The sequence below is a fragment of the Chryseobacterium sp. C-71 genome (genome assembly GCF_020911865.1).
In the GTDB taxonomy this organism is placed as follows: Bacteria; Bacteroidota; Bacteroidia; order Flavobacteriales; family Weeksellaceae; genus Chryseobacterium.
On sequence record NZ_CP087131.1, the window covers coordinates 2,318,051 to 2,336,539 of the forward strand.

At 32.8% G+C, this 18,489-nt stretch carries 19 protein-coding genes; 4 read left to right on the plus strand and 15 right to left on the minus strand.

Features of this window, described 5'->3' with window-relative positions; translation table 11 throughout:
* Positions 1 to 84 precede the first annotated feature (84 nt).
* The 9 genes from LNP04_RS10580 to LNP04_RS10615 form a co-directional block, all read right to left on the minus strand.
* Entirely contained in the window at positions 85 to 1,386 is a 1,302-nt protein-coding gene (locus LNP04_RS10580; protein ID WP_229982942.1) for an amidohydrolase family protein, read from the minus strand.
* A gap of 225 nt (positions 1,387 to 1,611) precedes the next feature.
* Positions 1,612 to 2,916 (minus strand): HlyD family secretion protein, encoded by a 1,305-nt coding sequence (locus LNP04_RS10585; protein WP_229982943.1) that lies wholly within the window; start codon positions 2,914 to 2,916, stop codon positions 1,612 to 1,614.
* The gene (locus tag LNP04_RS10590) at positions 2,906 to 5,101 is read right to left on the minus strand and encodes a peptidase domain-containing ABC transporter (protein WP_229982944.1); all 2,196 of its coding nucleotides are present in this window, start codon (positions 5,099 to 5,101) and stop codon (positions 2,906 to 2,908) included. Before LNP04_RS10590 ends, LNP04_RS10585 begins: the two co-directional genes overlap by 11 nt.
* A 141-nt stretch (positions 5,102 to 5,242) precedes the next feature.
* Positions 5,243 to 5,518: a bacteriocin-like protein gene (locus tag LNP04_RS10595; protein WP_229982945.1), complete on the minus strand. Its 276-nt coding sequence runs from the start codon at positions 5,516 to 5,518 to the stop codon at positions 5,243 to 5,245.
* Positions 5,519 to 5,627: 109 nt separating this feature from the next.
* A complete protein-coding gene (locus LNP04_RS10600; RefSeq protein ID WP_229982946.1) occupies positions 5,628 to 5,786 on the minus strand; it encodes a bacteriocin-like protein in 159 nt (52 codons plus the stop codon).
* A 12-nt stretch (positions 5,787 to 5,798) separates the two neighbouring features.
* Complete coding sequence (locus LNP04_RS19590) at positions 5,799 to 5,945, minus strand: bacteriocin-like protein (protein WP_407928592.1); 147 nt, start codon at positions 5,943 to 5,945, stop codon at positions 5,799 to 5,801.
* A gap of 33 nt (positions 5,946 to 5,978) precedes the next feature.
* Entirely contained in the window at positions 5,979 to 6,122 is a 144-nt protein-coding gene (locus LNP04_RS10605) for a bacteriocin-like protein (protein ID WP_229982947.1), read from the minus strand.
* Positions 6,123 to 6,217: 95 nt separating this feature from the next.
* Positions 6,218 to 7,726, minus strand: coding sequence for a vitamin K epoxide reductase family protein (locus LNP04_RS10610; protein WP_229982948.1), 1,509 nt, complete (start codon positions 7,724 to 7,726; stop codon positions 6,218 to 6,220).
* 308 nt (positions 7,727 to 8,034) lie between these two features.
* A complete protein-coding gene (locus tag LNP04_RS10615; protein ID WP_229982949.1) occupies positions 8,035 to 8,349 on the minus strand; it encodes a bacteriocin-like protein in 315 nt (104 codons plus the stop codon).
* A 214-nt stretch (positions 8,350 to 8,563) separates the two neighbouring features.
* Between LNP04_RS10615 and LNP04_RS10620 the strand changes: the two genes are divergently transcribed.
* A complete protein-coding gene (locus tag LNP04_RS10620; RefSeq protein ID WP_229982950.1) occupies positions 8,564 to 8,806 on the plus strand; it encodes a hypothetical protein in 243 nt (80 codons plus the stop codon).
* Here the strand turns inward: LNP04_RS10620 and LNP04_RS10625 are convergent.
* Complete coding sequence (locus tag LNP04_RS10625; protein WP_229982951.1) at positions 8,787 to 10,454, minus strand: helix-turn-helix domain-containing protein; 1,668 nt, start codon at positions 10,452 to 10,454, stop codon at positions 8,787 to 8,789. The two genes, LNP04_RS10620 and LNP04_RS10625, sit on opposite strands and share 20 nt — an antisense overlap.
* A gap of 128 nt (positions 10,455 to 10,582) precedes the next feature.
* Between LNP04_RS10625 and LNP04_RS10630 the strand changes: the two genes are divergently transcribed.
* Positions 10,583 to 10,747 (plus strand): bacteriocin-like protein, encoded by a 165-nt coding sequence (locus LNP04_RS10630; RefSeq protein ID WP_229982952.1) that lies wholly within the window; start codon positions 10,583 to 10,585, stop codon positions 10,745 to 10,747.
* Between the two features lie 53 nt (positions 10,748 to 10,800).
* Here LNP04_RS10630 and LNP04_RS10635 read toward each other — a convergent pair whose 3' ends face one another.
* A complete protein-coding gene (locus tag LNP04_RS10635) occupies positions 10,801 to 11,844 on the minus strand; it encodes a PA0069 family radical SAM protein (protein WP_229982953.1) in 1,044 nt (347 codons plus the stop codon).
* Positions 11,845 to 11,982: 138 nt separating this feature from the next.
* Entirely contained in the window at positions 11,983 to 12,174 is a 192-nt protein-coding gene (locus LNP04_RS10640; RefSeq protein ID WP_129535604.1) for a hypothetical protein, read from the minus strand.
* Positions 12,175 to 12,354: 180 nt separating this feature from the next.
* Between LNP04_RS10640 and LNP04_RS10645 the strand changes: the two genes are divergently transcribed.
* Complete coding sequence (locus LNP04_RS10645; protein WP_229982954.1) at positions 12,355 to 12,705, plus strand: hypothetical protein; 351 nt, start codon at positions 12,355 to 12,357, stop codon at positions 12,703 to 12,705.
* Positions 12,706 to 12,738: 33 nt separating this feature from the next.
* Here the strand turns inward: LNP04_RS10645 and LNP04_RS10650 are convergent, their stop codons facing one another.
* The 3 genes from LNP04_RS10650 to LNP04_RS10660 are packed head-to-tail and all read right to left on the minus strand — an operon-like array spanning position 12,739 to position 17,331.
* Entirely contained in the window at positions 12,739 to 15,423 is a 2,685-nt protein-coding gene (locus LNP04_RS10650; protein WP_229982955.1) for a hypothetical protein, read from the minus strand.
* A gap of 15 nt (positions 15,424 to 15,438) precedes the next feature.
* Complete coding sequence (locus tag LNP04_RS10655; protein WP_229982956.1) at positions 15,439 to 16,236, minus strand: DUF2797 domain-containing protein; 798 nt, start codon at positions 16,234 to 16,236, stop codon at positions 15,439 to 15,441.
* Positions 16,237 to 16,272: 36 nt separating this feature from the next.
* Positions 16,273 to 17,331: a DUF389 domain-containing protein gene (locus tag LNP04_RS10660; RefSeq protein WP_229982957.1), complete on the minus strand. Its 1,059-nt coding sequence runs from the start codon at positions 17,329 to 17,331 to the stop codon at positions 16,273 to 16,275.
* A gap of 77 nt (positions 17,332 to 17,408) precedes the next feature.
* On the opposite strand from LNP04_RS10660, the gene LNP04_RS10665 reads away from it, so the two are divergent.
* Positions 17,409 to 18,431, plus strand: a complete 1,023-nt coding sequence (locus LNP04_RS10665; protein WP_229982958.1) for a GDP-mannose 4,6-dehydratase — start codon at positions 17,409 to 17,411, stop codon at positions 18,429 to 18,431.
* Positions 18,432 to 18,489: the final 58 nt, after the last annotated feature.

The window sequence follows — 18,489 nt, forward strand, 5'->3', positions numbered from 1 at the left end:
TCTGTGAAATCTGTGGAAAAAAATTACTCTCCATGGATTTCACAGATTGAAACAGATTTTTTTAAGTTGAATTACCTATACGCTTCAATTTTTTACTGTGGATTTTGGAAGAACAGATTTTGCAATTTCGTTTAATTGTTTTTTGTCTAAATAGAATTTGTTATAAAATACAGCCTCGATATTTCCTAGTGCTTTTAAATCTTGTAAAGGATTTTGTGATAACAAGATAAAATCTGCATTCTTCCCTGTTTCGATAGTTCCGTAATTTTCATTGAAAAGAAGAGCAAAATTTGTAGTAGCGCTTTTTAAAATCTCAAAATTTGAAAGATTCGCTTTTTTATACAAATTCATTTCTTCTAACATTCCGAAACCTGAAACAATAAATTTAGAACTGCTATCCGGACTTAAAAGCAATTTTACTCCTTCATCATTTAGTCGTTTAGTTACCTTAAAACGCTCCTGCATCTCGACTGCATATTCGTTTTTCTCTTTCTCAAATCCCTCTTTTCCGAGTTTTTCTCTGTAAATTTTTGATTTTTCAGCCCAATCATTTTTTATTTCTGTCGGAATATATTCCATTCCTCTTTGCTTGAGCATTTCATCAATTCCGTACTGGCCATAACCGATTGCATACCATTGCATTGTAGGACAAATAAAAATATTATTCTGTTTGATGTTTTTTATTCTGTTCTCATAGCTTTCAGGCTCTCCTACAAGTCCTCCAAGATGTTCGAAAGCATTATAATTTGTGCCAAAAACAACCGCATCAGAAAAACGAACTCCTTTTGGATGATCAGGATAATGTCCACCTATTTTTACTTCGTATTTTTTACACAGACTGTCTAATTTTTTTAATAAATCCGGGCTTTTGATACTTAATATTTTAACGAAATCAAATCCGTAATCTTTTGAGCCTTTTACATATTTTTCTAAATCATCAACCGAAAACTCTTGATTTCGGTGAACAGGAGGGGGAGATAAATATAACTGAGGATAATAACTGCTTTGAGAGTTAAACTTCTTTCTCCTTTCCACATCCTTCCATTCTCCCCTCATTGAACGCAGTTTGGTAACTCCGTTTATAAGATTCAGTTTCATTACTTTTTCTAATTCTTCATCACTTTCAGGTAAATGTACATGAGCGTCTGCCATCGAGGGTAACAAATATTTTCCTTTTGCATCAATTGTGTTGCTAGATTTATATTTGGTCTTATCCGAGATTTCAATGATTTTTCCGTCTTTGATGACAATAGTTTTCTTTTTTAAGACCATGTCATCTAACATTGTGATGATGTTCACGTTTTTGAAAATGTAATCTGCTTCTGTGGTTTGGGCAAATAATGTTTTTACTGCGAAAAAAGCGAAAAAAATAAGTAATTTTTGCATCGTGTTTGTGTTTAAAATTATTGAATTGTTATTTTTTTTTCTAAAAAATCTTCTTATGAATTAGGTAGTTTAGTCATTTACAAATCTATTAAAAACAGTTAATCTAAAAAATTACCATTTCTTATAGCCTGTAAATTTTAAAATACAAAAGTAAGGTATAACGCCTTTTCTTAAAATAAGCCAGACACAATACAAAAAAGAGAATCCGGTAAATTTTTAATTAAGTTATGACTGATACCCCAGCAGCTTCCTGATCTGATAGAAAAACCTTTCAATCAACCTTAAATCCTGAGTGACAATTTCAGCATTTCCTCTCAGTTCTTTATCAAACTTCAAGGTTTTGTTGTAAGAAGTTTTTAAGCCTTTAGGCAATACAACATCTACATAATAATTTCCTTTGTCGTCAGGAATCAAAGAGATGTTCTGCACTCTCCCTTCGATGATTCCATATTCCTGAAAACGGTAGTTATCAAGTTTAATTAACACCTTTTCTCCCGGAATAATCTTTCCGGAATTTGCTGTCGGCACAGACATTCTTCCCACCAGCTGCTCAGTATGATCCGGCAAAATTGAAACAATTGGATCTCCAGCTTTTACGAATTGATTTTCACCATAAAACTGCTGAAAACTTGCCATCCCATCGGTAGAGGAAACAATGAGATAGGTTTGCTCCCATTGTTTAAGAGATTTTCTTAATTGCTCAAATAACTGTAGAGTCTGCGATGAATACGTGATTTTATCTTTTTCGGTATTGATGGCAGCTCCGCTTTTTGTTTTGTTGAGATTGGAAATACTTTCCTGCATTTGAGATAAAGAAATACTGATGTTTTCTAAATTCTGCTGAGCCTGAAGGTATTTTAGTTTTTCGCCTTCCAATTCTACTGCAGCTATTACACCCTGATTGAATAATTCCTGTGATCTTTGATAATTCTTTCGTGTGAGTTCAGTTTTTGCAGCTTCAAGGTTTCTCTGCTGCCTTAAATTAATAATTCTACCCTGCGATTCTGAAATACTTTGATTGGCGGCAAGGTTTTCCGGAGCATAAGGCTGCAATCTTGTAAATAAATTCTCATCCTGAAAAGCTTTTGCAAAACTGTTGTAATCACTCTGCAGTTCACCCAGTTTATAGTGAGAGGCTTCATTCACAGGAAAAGAAAGTAACTGATCTGAAGCAATAGAATCTACTATTTTTTTCAACTTTAAAACATCCTGATAATGTGCAGTAGACTGCAAAACCAGCAAAACATCCCCCTTTTTTACCTTCTGATGATCTTTGATGAATATTTTTTCGATTTTCGAACTGCTTCTTGCCTCAATTTTTTCCGGTGGATTTTGTGAGGTCACAATAATAGGCGCCGGAACAAATTCCGGATATTTGATAATGTAACTCATCGCAAGAATAAGCAATAATATGAATAATATAATCGTATTTCCCCAACGGAACATCCAATGTGGCGGATCTGTGAGAATATCCTGAACGCTTTCTGAGCGGAGCTCTATATTGTCTAATATATCTTTTTTAGTTTCCAAGTTCTAACTGATTTTTTACGAGTCTGTAATATTCACCTTTTAAAGATACCAATTCCGCATGATTTCCTTCTTCCACAACTTTACCCTTATCTAAAACGATAATTTTGTCTGCGTGTTTTACGGTTGACAATCTGTGGGCAATCACAATGGCAGTTTTTCCTTCAAAAAACTGTTCCAGATTTTCCATGATTACTTTCTCATTATTCGCATCTAAAGCACTGGTAGCTTCATCGAAGAAAATATACTCCGGGGATTTGTAAACCGCTCTTGCAATGAACAATCTTTGTTTTTGTCCGCCGCTCACGCCCAATCCTTCGTTTCCGATTTTTGTATTGTAGCTTAAAGGCAATCCTTCAATGAACTCTTTGATATTGGCAATTTCGACGGCTTTTCTCAGTTTAGTTTTATCTACATAATCTTCACCTACAGCAATATTATTGGCAATAGTATCATTAAAAACATATCCTTCCTGCATCACAACCCCGCACTGATCTCTCCAAAATCTTGGCGAAATATTTTTCATTTGGGTATTTCCTATTTTAATTTCTCCCTCGTTGGGTTCATAAAATTTCATTAATAATTTTAAAAGCGTCGTTTTTCCGCTTCCGCTGGCTCCGACAATGGCTGTTGTTTTTTGGTAAGGAATATTTAAACTTAAATTTTCAAATACAGGAACATCCGAACCGATATACCTGAAAGACATATTGTTGATTTCGATATCTTTTTCCGGAACTTCAGTTGCATATTGTTCGTCTTTGTTTTCTTCATCTTCCTTATCGTGAATTTCGCCTAATCTTTCCAAAGAAATTTTAGCATCCTGAGTTTGTTTGATGAAATCTATCAGTTGTAAAAGCGGACTGTTTAATTGTCCGATAATGTACTGAACAGAAAGCATCATCCCCAAAGTAAGATTTCCTTCCAAAACCAATTTAGCAGAAAGAAAACTCACCAAAATATCTTTCATCTGATTGATAAAGTTCCCCCCGACTGATTGCCATTGCTCAAGTGAAAGAGATTTTATTCTGAGTTTAAATAATTTCACCTGCAGAAACTCCCAATCCCAACGTTTTTGTTTTTCGGCGTTGTACATTTTGATTTCCTGCATTCCATTAATAAGCTCAATGACTTTGCTTTGCTCTTGGGAAACCTGTGAAAATCTTTTATAATCGAGTTCTTTTCGTTTTCCGAGGAAAAAAGTGATCCACCCAATATATAAAATCGCTCCGACTAAATAAACTACAAATAATCTGTAATCATAAAACAGTAAAACGATACTGAAAATGATCAAATTGACTAATGAGAATAATGTATTCAAAGAAGAGTTGGTCAAAAGCTGCTCAATCCTGTGATGATCGTTGATTCTCTGCATGATATCTCCGGTCATTCTTGTATCAAAGAAACTGATCGGAAGTTTCATCAATTTTATAAAGAAATCCGAGATGATGGAAATATTGATCCTAGTGGAAAGATGAAGTAAAATCCAGCTTCGGATAACCTCGATTCCCATTCTACCCAGAAAAAGCATAACCTGAGCCAGTAAGACCAAATAGATAAAATTCAGATCCTGATTCTGAATTCCCACATCCACAATACTTTGAGTAAGGAAAGGTAGAATCAAAGAAAGTAAACTTCCCGCTAATAAACCCACCGCCAACTGAACGATCAATGATTTATACTTAAGCAAATATTTAGAAAGAAAAGAAAAACTGGCTTTACTTTCCTGATCGTCAAATTCAGTTTGAAAAAACGCAGGAGTGGTTTCGAGAATTAGAGCAATTCCTTCTTCTGTGTTTTCATTGGCATTTTCGCCGATCCATCGTTTGATAAACTCTTCTCTTGTATAAGTGATCAAACCATAACTCGGATCTGAAACATACACCAAATTACTTTTATCAATTTTATAAACAACTACGAAATGATTCTTGTTCCAATGTACAATACACGGAAACGGAACTTCTTCAGCTAAAGTATTAAAATCAATCTGTACTCCCAAAGAACGGAAGCCCAAATCTTCAGCAGCATCGCTCAACCCAAGCAGACTGCTTCCTTCTCTTGTCGTTTCTGAAAGGTTACGGATTTGCTGTAGCGAAATACTTTTTCCGTAATGTTTGCTGATGATTCTGAGACAGGTGGGGCCGCAGTCTTTGGAATCGGGCTGAAGGTAAAAAGGGAATTTTTTTTTCAAAATAATAAGGGAAAATTCTATATAATTTTAATATAATATCTATTTCTTAGTTTCAATTACATTAAATTATCATATTTAAACATTAAAAAAGCCCGTATTCAAACTAATTTAATACGGACTTTCTTTAATTATTTTTATTAGTTAAAGACCGCCTTCTCCGGTAAAACCACCAAATTGGTCACAGTTATTTGAAATAGATGCTATTATTGCATAATTCCCTCCGTGATAACATTTTCCGCAGATCCAATTACCTCCCGTTCTCAAGCATGTACACTGTTCTCCCATATAAACGCCATACATATTATGTCCACTAGGTGATGAACAAGCATTAACAGTGCCTTCGTCACTAATACCACCTCTTCCAGCAGCAAAAACTGATTTCATACTTTCCCTCGAAATTTTTTTTAATTTTTTCATTATTGTAATTTAATTATTTTCCTACTCTATTAGCTTTTCGGAATCCGCTATAAATCAAATATAAGGGATTTTTTCTAACACTAAAGAAATTTTTAAAATTTTATTTAATTTAAATATACTGTGGGCAAACAACTGCCGGACAGTAGATTTTCGGACATCTTGGTCTTCCGTCTGTAGGACAGCAACTTTTAGAACAGCCAATCAGAATTGGGCCGGCTCCAAAAATGTCTTTCATTTCGTTTCTTGCTAATTTTTTCAAATTTTTCATAAGATTAATTTTTTAAGATTCTACTGGACATGGTGCGAAACAATAAATATTTGGGCATCTTTTTATTCCCGGAGGTGGGCAACATGCCTGAGAACAACCTGAAGCTCCACCGTTAATGTCTTTCATTTGATTTCTTGAGATTTTTTTAAAATTTTTCATAATACTGTAATTTAGTTTGATTTGATGATTAATTTATGGCTGATTTCCGCCACCGCAGCCGTCGTAAGGCATACATTTCCATTTTCCGTCGATCAGGCAAAGTTGTCCGCATTTGCAGGTAAGACCGCCCTGAATTGTTTTCATTTCCTGTCGGTTGATTTTTTTTAAATTTTTCATAAAAATTGATTTTGGTGTTTCCTAGTCTTTTTAAGCTTTTCGGATCTCGCTTTTAATCAATTTAAAATTAAACAATTTTATTTAAATGAAAATAATCAAGACAGAAAATCTTCATCTTCAAACAATTCACTGATAAAATAATGAATATCTTCACGGTCATATTTATCCGGAAACTGATAACCATTAATGATAAAGACCGGTGTAAAAGTTATTCCGGCGGAACTGTTTTCTTTCGTCATCTGAATAATCTCTGTAAGATCTTGTGGATTTTCTGTTCCGGATTTTCTCCTTATTTCACCCTCATCTTTATTTTTGAACCAAATATCAACAGTTTTTAAAAATTCTTTATGTGATTTGTTTTTATAAATATTCAAAAAATCTGAAATAAGCTGAGTATATTTTTCATCAGCCTTTTCACCAGAATAATTGAACCTCATCTGTGCAGAAATTTCATCAGGATATTGTAACAACAAATCTTCTACGATCTTATGAGCATCTTTACAGAATCCACAGTAGGGATTAGAAACAACAGAAATGCGAAGTTTTGCGTCTTTGTTTCCTACGAAAAATGTCTGTTGATCTGTAAATTCAATTTTTTCTTTATCGGTAAGTTCCCGTTTGAACAGGTCATAATTTCTTTTAAACCTAAGATTCTTTGCATTAGATTTTTTGAATTCTTCTTTCTGATTGATGAGATTATTTAAGAAAGCAACCGTAAAAAACAGAGAAATAAATAATATGGCACTCGTAAAGACAACAGGTAAATTTATTTCCCAACTAAAATAGAAAGAACTGATCGCAATCTGAGCCAGCAAAACAAAAATAATCACCAGACATACTCTGCAAAGCGATTTTTCAACAAAAGCCTGAACATAAAAAGAGTAGAGAATCACCACAATAGAAATCATTGCTGAGATCCTCAAAAGAGCCTGCGATTGTGGAAAAAGAAGACCGACAAATGTAATTCCCAAAAAATAAATTAAACTAAAATCTGAAAGTTTTAATCCCAAAATATCTGTTTTATCGGAAGAAAAAATCTTTGAACATGAACTTTGAGAAGAACTATTCGCAGCCCCACCGCAAATATTACTGACGACAGCAGATTCCTGACCAAATTTTTGGTTGAAAAGTTCTAACGAAATATAAACTCCAACCAAAGACAGTAAGTTGAAAATGCTTTCATACCAACTAAACTGAAGTAACGAATAAAGAATTATAATCCCAAAAACTAAATAAATTATAGGTTTAAAGTTGAAAAAAGACTTTGTTTTAACATTCTCTGTTTTCTCGAAAAGAAGAACAAAATCTCCGGAATTTTTGTAGAGCTCTTCCTTATTCAGCGTTTTTACTTTATCTGAATAGATCGTAAAATCGTTTCCTTTCTTTTTGACCAAAGAAAACGAATTATCAACCAAAGCCATATATTCTTCAGGCAATTCGTCCCAATATTCTTTATCCAATTCGTAAGCATCATTTTTTAGTCCCAAAAAATTAAGGGTATCACTAAACGCCAAAGCCGAAGGGTAATTAGGATGAGAATTGAACTGGAAATAAAATTCTTGTTTGTCGAGTTTGAAATGGTCTATGAGTTTGTCGAAATTCATAAATTGATTGGTGTTATTATGATTTTGTGTAAAATTAATTTATTTTTAAAATCTATATTATTTCTTTTAAAAGCCAAATTTATTGATTGCAAAAGGTAAACAAAATAACATGATTATGTTATTTTACAATAATCTTATAATATTTGTGATCTGAAAATTATTATCTGTTTGGATTACGTGTGTGTTAATATTCATTAAGTGATTTGGTGTATGATTAGTTTTATGAAGATATTAAAAATAGTTATTATAGAATTTGTGTTTTTATTAAATATTTTTGGCTTATTATAAAGCATAATAAGCCAAAAAAATTATTTTACAAATACCAGTCCACCAGTACAAGCACCATTAATACAATTTTGACCCATATCACAACCAATTGCGTTTCCTGGTTCTAACTGAATACATTTTACAGCTTGTTGTTGGGGACATAACGCAATACTCTGCATCATATTTTCACAATCTAAAGTATTTACAATGCCATAGTCTGGAACAAAAGTTAGCCAACCACCGCCTAATTTTTTCAGATCAGCCCGACTGATTTTTTTTAAATTTTTCATTTTAAATATATTTTTTAATAATTTTTGTTTTCTCAAACATTTAAAGACAATTGAGATTTTTGTCATCGTTTCTTGCAAGAACTGGTGCAAATATTGGCCTTTTTAACCTTTATAAAAAAACTTATCTTCTCATTATTTTAAAATAATGGCTGCAATACATAACCATAAATATTTGATTTTCAAAGCAATAAACACAACCCTCTTTTCAAGATTATAAATCGTCTTTTATCCTCACAGTTAATTTATAATTTAGCAAAAGAAAAATTTTAAATATTTAAACATGAAAAAAAGCATCTCTAAAACTCTACAAGCAAAAAAATTATCCAGAAACAGCCTTAGCAATTTACAAGCAGGAGACAGATTACATTTAAACAATGGAAACGCAACAACTTGTGGGGAAGAACCGGAAAATAAATACTCAATAGAGTATTCGTTTTGGGAAAGCTGCATGAAATCTAACAGTCCAAGAGGAGGTACAGATTTTTGTCCTTTTGAGAATACGACTACTGTAACTTTTCGATGAATTGAAATGGGGTAACTCCCGTTTTTTCTTTAAAAATTTTAGAAAAAGAAGTTCCGTTTTTATATCCTACTAATTCTGCTAAAGCTTGTATGGTATAATTACGGATTTTTTTATCGTTAACAATTTCATTAATTAGATAACTCATTCTCAATTCATTGGTATAATCATTAAATGAACAGTTTTTATAACTTTTTACTACAATTGTAAGATAAGTAGTATTGGTTCCTATCTTTTTTGCTGCATTGTGTAAATTGAATTCTTTATTTAAAAAGTATTTATTTTCTTCTATTTTTTTTAATCCTTCAATAATCAGTTTTTCTTTGTCATCTTTAATATTGACCTTTGAAAAATTATTTGTTGCTACGACTTTATTGTCCTCAATTTCTTTCAGTAAACTATCTAACTTACCTTTCGCTTTCTTTTTTTCTTTTATCTGGTAGAAAATAAACATACCGAAAAAAGTTGTCAAAATAAAACCAATAGCAATACCTGCATTTGAAAAATTCTTCAGAGATTTATTTTCGTTTTTAATTGAAACGATTTCATTAGTAAGACTTTTGTTTTCAATTTCTTTATAAATATTTGCAAATTCTTTTTTCTCAATCTTTGTTTTTTTGTTGTACAAGTTTAAAAATGTATCTATAAAGTAGTTTGCAGAATCTCTATTTTCCTTGTAAATATAAATTTTAGCTAAATATTGATGCGAAAATAAATACTGAAAACTTGATTTTTCTTTTTCTTTTGAAATAATATTTCTAAAGTATTTTTTAGCTTCATCATACTTCTCTAATTTATAATAATTGTAAGCAATATTATAATTGGTAGAAATTAAATTCTGATTAGAATCTGCCAAATTAAAATTTGATAATGCTTTCTTATAATTAATGATTGAAGCCGTGTAATTATTTTCTAAGCTGTAAATACTTCCAATGTTTTCATAGATTAACGCTTTTTGTAAAGGATTTATGTTTTGGTTTAATAAACTATTATAAACTGATTTGGCTGAATCAAGATATTTTTTGTTTGATTTTGTGTCATCATATTTTTGCAAATACCAATTTCCTAAATTAATATGCTGATTGTAAAGTTGAATTCTATAATACTCTTTATCATAATCCTTCTCATTATTTTTAAGAAATTGAATGGTGTTTTTCGTTTCCTTAATAGCGTCGTCCCACAATCCTACATTTCCTTTTACGGTAGCAATATTTCCTTTTACTTTTATTATTTGCTTTACATCATTATTCTTTTTTGCGAAAAATTCTGCTTTAAAAAAGTTATTTAATGCGCTTTCGAAATTTTTATTCGCTTTATCGGTGTTCCCAAGAATATTATAGATATTTGATAAATCTTTGCTGTTTTCGGGTGTTTCTTCAACAAGTTTTAAATAGTAATTGACTTTCGGAAGATAAATATGGTCGCTGTATTTACCACTTATCGTTAATAAATGTCGTTTAGCTGTGTATGCAAAAGCCTTATCAACACTTTGATTTGATTTAAAAATTTTTTCAACAGAAGACAATGCCTTTTCTGTCCCGATAGTTGGATATAGAAAGAAATTGCTCTTATACATTTCAATCTCTTTCGAAGACTGTGAGAAACATAAAGAAAAAGCTAATAACAGTATTAGCAAAATATTTTTTTGCATCTAATGAGTTTTTGCAAAAGTAATGTTTTGATTGATAATTAAAAATTCCATTATTATTAAATCAAAAAATCAACATAACCAAATTTTAATTATCTTTACTAAACCATCAAACTTTAAAACAAAACTTTATGAAAAATCTAAAAAAATTAAGCAAAGACCAATTAAAATCAATTTCTGGAGCAGGCGGAATTAAAGGATTACCTGAACCTGATTTCTGCATGTACTACTGTAATGGTATTGTGATCTGTGCCACCTGCAGCGATGACTTTAAGTGTCCGGATGATTCTATTTAAAGAAATTGTCAAAAACGACAGAAAACCGTTCCTTTATGGGAGCGGTTTTTATGTTAAAACAATCTCAACTGCTGCTCCCTAGTCCCCGTAAAACCATTCGTTGAAAGTTTCGGAAATTCTTTGCCTTCAAAATATTTTTTTCTTCCAATCTTAAAGGTATTATGAATCATTTCAGCAATATTTCCTTCGCCTTTGTGTCTGTCAAAAATCCTTTTATCTCCTAATTTTCCGCCACGCATTGAGCGAATAAGATTTAAAACTTTTTGTGCTCTGTCAGGAAAAGCATCTTCAATCCATTTTACAAAAACGGGTTCCACGGTGTCATTCAATCTCACCAGAGTATAGCCAAAACTTTGCGCTCCTGCATCTGAAATGGCTTTTAAAATAGCCAAAGGCTCATCACTATTCAACCCTGGAATAATCGGAGCAACCATAACATGAGTAGGAATTCCGCTTTGAGAAAGAATCTCTACCGCTTTCAGTTTATTTTTTGACGAACTGGTTCTCGGCTCCATTTTTCTTCGAAGATCTTCGTTGATGGTCGGAATGCTTAATGAAACTGAGACTAAGTTTTGTTCAGCCATCGGTTTCAGAATATCTAAATCCCTAAGAACTAAAGCATTTTTTGTCAGAACATTGACAGGATGTCTGTAATCAAGACACATTTGCAGCAACTGTCTCGTAATTTCAAATTGTCTTTCGGCGGGTTGATAGCAGTCGGTGTTTCCGGAAAGCAAAATCGGTTCCGGTTTGTAGCCTCTTTTTTTGAAAAATTTCTCTAATAATTCCGGAGCGTTTTTTTTGACCATTATTTTTCTTTCAAAATCAATTCCGGCGCTGTAACCCCAGTATTCATGTGTTGGTCTGGCGAAGCAATAAGAACATCCGTGTTCACAACCCTGATAGGGATTCATAGAATATTCCATCGGCAAATCTTCGCTTTTCACCTGATTCACAATCGTTTTTGGAAAAACCTCAGTAAAAGTAGTTTTGACAGTTTCAAAATCCTCATCTCCAGGCTCAAAAGTATACCTGTCGAAACGGTTGATTACATTTCGCTGAGCACCTTGTCCTTTTATGATATTTTCGTTCTGCATTTCTGATGTAAAATTATAAACCTTTCGCAGGAAAATAATGAGTTTTAAGACGAAAGTTTTCCACAAAAAAAATCCAGCACCAAAGAAATGGATGCTGGATTTTAAAAATTTATATCTCTTTACTACTTGCTTATATCTTTATTTGAAAGCATAAAATTCAATTCCATGATCATCGTCCTCAGAATTTTTGTCAAAATGTCTGTGATGGTCAGAATAATATTCACTGTATTTTTTATGCTTTTTACTTAATATTTTTTTTACGCTTAAAAAGCTAAGCACCGCCAAGAGACCAACTCCTCCCGCAAGTAAAACTCCTACTTCTTTTTTCATATTTAGTACAATTTTGTAATATGGTCTATCAAATAGTGTACCTTTTTCAACCACTGTCATTATAATTTTTGTTAACATTAAACCAAGTAATGAGATTGCACAATTAGCTTACAAAGCATGTTATGGTTTGAAAATTGCACTTATGTATTGAACTGACACGCAACAAAAAAATTAATTATTATGGAAAATCCGGAAAACATCGACAGAATGACCACCTTAAGCCAGGTTATGGAAAGATTACGAGAAAGAGGCATTCACAGAGAATTCAGAATGAATGAATCTTGCGAAATGAAATATGAAGATTCAGACAAAAATTATCAGCCTCACGAACTGACCATTTTAAAAACCTATCGCTTTGAAGGTGACAGCAATCCCGATGACAGTGCCGTTTTGTACGTGCTCGAAGATAATTCAGGAAACAAAGGCATCATCATCGATTCTTACGGGGCAGACAGCAATTATCCCGGACAAGAATTTGATACTTTTTTAAGAGATATTCCTGTAAACGAAAGTGAAGAATTTACTTTTTAAGTCAATTTAATTTTAAAGATATACTCCCGTAACTTATTTGGTTTCGGGATTTTCTTTTTTGTTGAATATTTTTCTAAATATACCTTTCTTTTCTTTTGGTTTTTCTGTTTCAGTTTTCCGGTTGGTCTGCACCGCTTTAGAAATATCTTTTTCAGCTTCTTTTACTGAAGCCTTCACATCTTTAACGGTATTTTTCACCTCTTTCACCGTTTCCTTTGTTTTTTCAACGGTTTTTTTAGTTTTATCTATATCAATACCAATCAACGTTTTCTTCAACCCTTCTTCAATGCCTTTCCAGAAAAGATTAAAGAATGATTTTGTGGGATCTCTTTCCACGTTTTCCACCGTGACCGATTCCGGAAATTTTCCTGAATCTGATTTAACGAAAATATTCACCACAGCGCTCAAAACACCCTTCTTCTTTTTGCTGTCTTTATCTAATATGGAAACTTTCAGATCTTTATGTTTTAGGTTAAAAGTTCCGCCGATACCTTTCGGATTTCCTTTAAAATTAAATAACATTTCCTGAATCGTTCCGGTTGCGGTAACACTCATATAAGGTACGACAAAAGCATTCAGAGCCACCGCCGGAATATTATTAAGTTTTCCTGCAATGGTAAAGCGATCACTCTGATCTGCGGTATTGAAGCCCCAATTGACAGAAAGTGGTGAGGTTTTCATAAAAGTACAATCGATTTTGATGTCAACCTGAGTGGGTTTGCCTTTCATTTTGGCAGAATTCAGGTTCTTAACATTCATATTAAAGTCAGTAAACGTCAGTTTCCCTGGTCCGCTGCTCTTCGGTGTATCTTCTTCGTATTCTAAAACTGAATTTTTTAGTTGAAGCAGATCAATAAACATCGGAATTTTTATATTCCTTAAAAGCCTTGAATACAATAATTTTTCCTTGGGATCGTCAGCCGGAATTTTACTTCTGAAAATATTGGCATTCGCAGACAAAATGGTAACATTAGTAGCATGAAGAAATTTACTCTCCGAAAATAAGTCCCAATTCCCGACTGCTGTCAACTGATTTGCTTTCAGGTCATACAAGTCGCTCTCGACAGGAATCATTCTGATAAACTGCGTTCTCGAAACGAGAGGCTTCATCGCAAACTGATCTAGTTTTATTTTATTTTTATCAATCGCTAAAGCAGCAACCGTCATGTTGTAAAATTTTGTTTTGTAGGCAAAATTCTTTGTTGTCAATTTATAATCTTTCACTTTAACTGCTAAACCTTCATTCTTTGGTTTTTCAGTTAGTTCAATATCTTTTATCGTTGCATTGAGATCACGAAATTGTAACGGCTGATTTTTTGAATCATAAGTTAAGTTTGAATTTTTCAGCGTAACATTTTTGACCAGAATCGGAAACTGAATTCCGTTGAAATCTGATTTTTTATTAGATTTAATTGTTCCTGCCGTGATTGTTCCGTCAACCTGATTCACCAAAACATCTTTTACATCAAGATTGAGCTTTTTATCTACAATTTCCCATTTATTGATATTAAAAGCAATTTGATTTGCCTTAAGTTTCATCGTAGTTTTCCCTGAACCCATTTCTTTTGGAATCACTGAAATGTTTCGGATATCACCTTTTTTCGGGCTTAAACTTACACTTCCAAACTTCATGTCCTGATGATTGGAAAAGTAAATATCCTTCCCTGAGAAACTGAAATCCTTATACCTCAATGGAATCATTTCTGCAGAAATCTCTTTGTTGAATTCAATATTTTTGACGTTTAAATTAACATCTTTAGCAAAAAGCAATTTGTTTCCGTCCGGCTTATTAACTTGGATAACAGCATTATTTAATTTAAAATCACCTAAATTCAATTCAAAATTAAGTGGCTTTTTTACTTTCTCAGGAATCGCATTGGTCGTATAAATTAAAATATTAGGATTTTGAAAAGTCGCATTAGTCAGAGAAACTTTGTTATCCTTTAAAACAACATCTTTAAAATCAATTTTCTGGATAGTTGCCGATATTAATTGTTTTTTATTCGGGTAAATTTTCTTGAAGTTTTCAAAATCAATAATTGGATCGATCTGAAGATTGTTAATAGAAACCTGCCCGTTCGTTGTCGTTATTTTATTTATTTTTAAAGTATAAATATTATCAGGCTGAAAGAAAAAATTCGTCCCTTTGATGCTGTATTGGTCGAAAACAAAAGGAAGCTTGTCCTGTACAGACTCTTCTGTCATCTGAAGATTCTCAACCATTAAATCTAAATCATTAACCGAAAAAAACTTTTGCTTAGTGTGTCTAAATACCTGAATCGTTCCGTTATTGATTCTTATGTTTTCAAAATCAAGCGGAGTGGTATTTTTTTCTTTTTTCTTATCTTTAGGTTTCGCTAAAATAATATTCAGATTAGGTTTTGCCAGATAAATATCTGATGTACTGATTGTTTTATTAAAAATCGCATCATAAATTCCTAAACGGCTCACCTTCAAGGTATCAATCGTCCCCTGAAAGCCTATAATATTTACATTTTGAGGATTTTTATTATTAACTGTAATTCCTGTTGCAAAAACATTTCCGGTTCCCAAATCTACGTTCAAAGATTTGTACGAAACTTTATAGTCTGTGTTTTTCTTGATATAATCAGGAAGCTGGGTTTTTAGCCAAATGTTGATTGCTAAGTTGGCAATCAGAATAAGCCCGAATACAATTCCAAGACCTATTATTAGCTTCTTAACCCAGGGTTTTTTCATTATTATTTTTTTATTTTAATTCTTCACTTCCAGCTCAATCACATATCCTTCATGACCTCTTACATTCATAAAATTTCCACCTTCAAAAGCTAAATACTGACCTTTAATTCCAACAAGTTTTCCTGTAAACTCAGGCTTTTTGTCCAAGGTAAAAGAAGTCACTTTTTCCGGTTTTGAAAAAGGATAATCAAACCTCCACATATCTTCGCCTTCAGAATAAAACTTTTGGAAATCTTCAGGAAAATATTCTTTTATTTTCTGCTGGAAATCTGCCAAATCTACCTCATCTTCAAAATCATCCTGCAACATTTTTCTCCAATTGGTTTTATCGGCAAGATGTTCTTTAAGGGCAACTTCTATCATTCCGGCCTCATAACGGTTTTCGGTTCTGGCTATCGGTAAAGCAAAAGTCGCACCCTGATCGATCCATCGTGTAGGAATTTGTGTATTTCTCGTCACACCCACTTTCACATCTCCGGTATATGCAAGATATACGGTATGTGGCTGCAATTGGATTTCTTTTTCTACATCAAGATTACGCTCACCAATTCCTAAATGTGCGGTAGAAAGCTCCGGACGAATAATGGTATCACTGGCATAAGGACTTTCAAAAAAGCAGCTTTTGCAGAAGCCCATTCTGTAAATTGTTTTATCTAAGCCACAATTTACACATTGATAACCTGTATGTTTGATGCTCAATTCCTTACCCAACAATTCGTTCATATGAATTAAATCTCCTGAAAGATTTAAATAATATTGAATAGGTTGATCATTAAAACTCGTCATTTTTAAAATTTGCCCTTGAAACTGCATGTTTGTTAACTTTTAAGTAAATATAAAATTTTAGAATCAGTTATCATTCTTTTTTGATTTTATTCGTTCCATTTCTAGCTTTAATTCAGAAATTTGCGTCTGCATTTCGTGTATTTTTGCGGTTTCTGGATTTTGCTGTTTTGGTGAATACTGCCAAATAAGATGGATGTCTTTTACAAGATTATTGTGTTCGTCTAATCTGTTTTTGCTGATTGCTACACTGTCGTTTAATAATGTGATTTTTAAAAACTTCTCTCCCTTTTCTTCAAAATTTTCGTGACTGATAATGGCAAGTTCAGGATGATTTTCTTTGATGGTTTTAATATAGCTTTCAGATCTTTCTTTAAGCTTTTCTTTTTCCCATTTTTTCTTTGTCAGTAGAATGCTTGGAATAAGAATTAAAGCAGAAATTAAACTGATAAAAAGAGACATTTTTTGGTTTTTAATCTTGTTTCTTTGAAGATAGTATTTTTGATAGCCTAAAATAATACTGAGAATCCAAGTGCCTACCGCTATAAAAAAACAGTTGATTAAGTAAAAGTAGAATCCTCCCCAGAAATATTCCCAATTTCCATTGGCTATTCCGTATCCGGCGGTACAAAGTGGCGGAATGCATGCGGTAGAAACCGCAACTCCCGCAATTACTTTGATGGCTTCTTTTCTTACAATGCCCAAAAACCATGCGAGACCTCCTAATAATGCTAAAAAACAGTCAAAAATAGTAGCTGTTTTAAAGCTTTCGAGTTGTGCGGTTTCTGAATGAAAAGGTGTAATGAAAAAATACAATGCAGACGAGCAAAGTGCCACGACAATCATTAGTGCCCAATTGATAATGCCTAAACGCATCAAATGTCTGTTACCAATCGAAAAACCGAATGCTGCGCCCACGATGGGACCCATTAAAGGTGATATCAACATCGCACCAATTACCGCTGCCGGACTGTTGATATTGAGACCGATACAGGCAATACCCATTGAAATGACTAAAAGCCAAAGATTGTGACCACGAAAGAAAATGCCTTCCTCAATCTCATTAAAGGTAAAATCTTCTTCTTCCTCTTTCGGTAAAGCAAAAAGTTTTTGAAAATTAATCATCAATTCAGTTTAAAAAACAAAAGTAAGAAAAGAGCATTCAACTATTATTAATAAATTTGTCTTCTAAAAAAATACACATGACGTATCTCGTTACGGGAGGAAGCGGATTTATTGGTTCTCACTTGATCGAAGAATTATTGAAACACGGACATTCTGTCATAAACATTGACAATTTTGATGATTTCTATGATTATAAGGTGAAAATTAAAAATACTTTAGATTCTCTTGAAAAAAATATTGATTTTGAATTTTCCGACAAGCAAAATGATATCGAAAAGTTAATTTCTATTTCAAAATCAGAACATTACACATTATATTATCAGGATATCAGAGATAAAAAAGGTTTAGAAAAAATATTTAATAATCATCAGTTTGATTTAATTATTCATCTAGCTGCACTTGCCGGAGTACGACCATCTATTGAAAGACCTTTAGAATATGAGGAAGTCAACGTTCGAGGAACAATGAATCTCTGGGAATTATGCAACCAATTTGGAATTAAAAAATTCATCTGCGCCTCTTCCTCAAGTGTTTACGGAAACAATGAGAAAACTCCTTTTTCAGAAACCGATAATGTAGACCAGCCCATTTCCCCTTACGCTGCAACCAAAAAATGTGGTGAAATTTTAGGTCATGTTTATCACAGCCTTTATCATGTCGATATGATTCAGCTAAGGTTTTTTACAGTTTACGGACCGAGACAAAGACCTGATTTAGCGATACATAAATTCACAAAACTTATTTCAGAAAACAAAGAAATCCCTTTCTACGGCGACGGAAACACCGCAAGAGATTACACATACATCGACGATATCATTGATGGAATTATGAAATCAATCGATTATTTAGAAAAAAATTCTAACGTGTACGAAATTATTAATCTGGGGGAAAGCGAAGTCATCAAGCTGTCTGAAATGTTGTCTGCTATCGAGCAAAATCTTGACAAAATTGCCATAAAAAAAATACTGCCAATGCAACAGGGCGATGTGCAGAAAACCAATGCTGACATTACAAAAGCTAGAAATCTGCTTGGTTACGCCCCCACAACAAACTTCCAAAATGGCACAAAAAAATTTATGGAATGGTTTTTGAGAAAATGACATCAATCTACAGCAATCACGCTCACAAAAGCATTTGCAGTAGACATAGACAAAATTT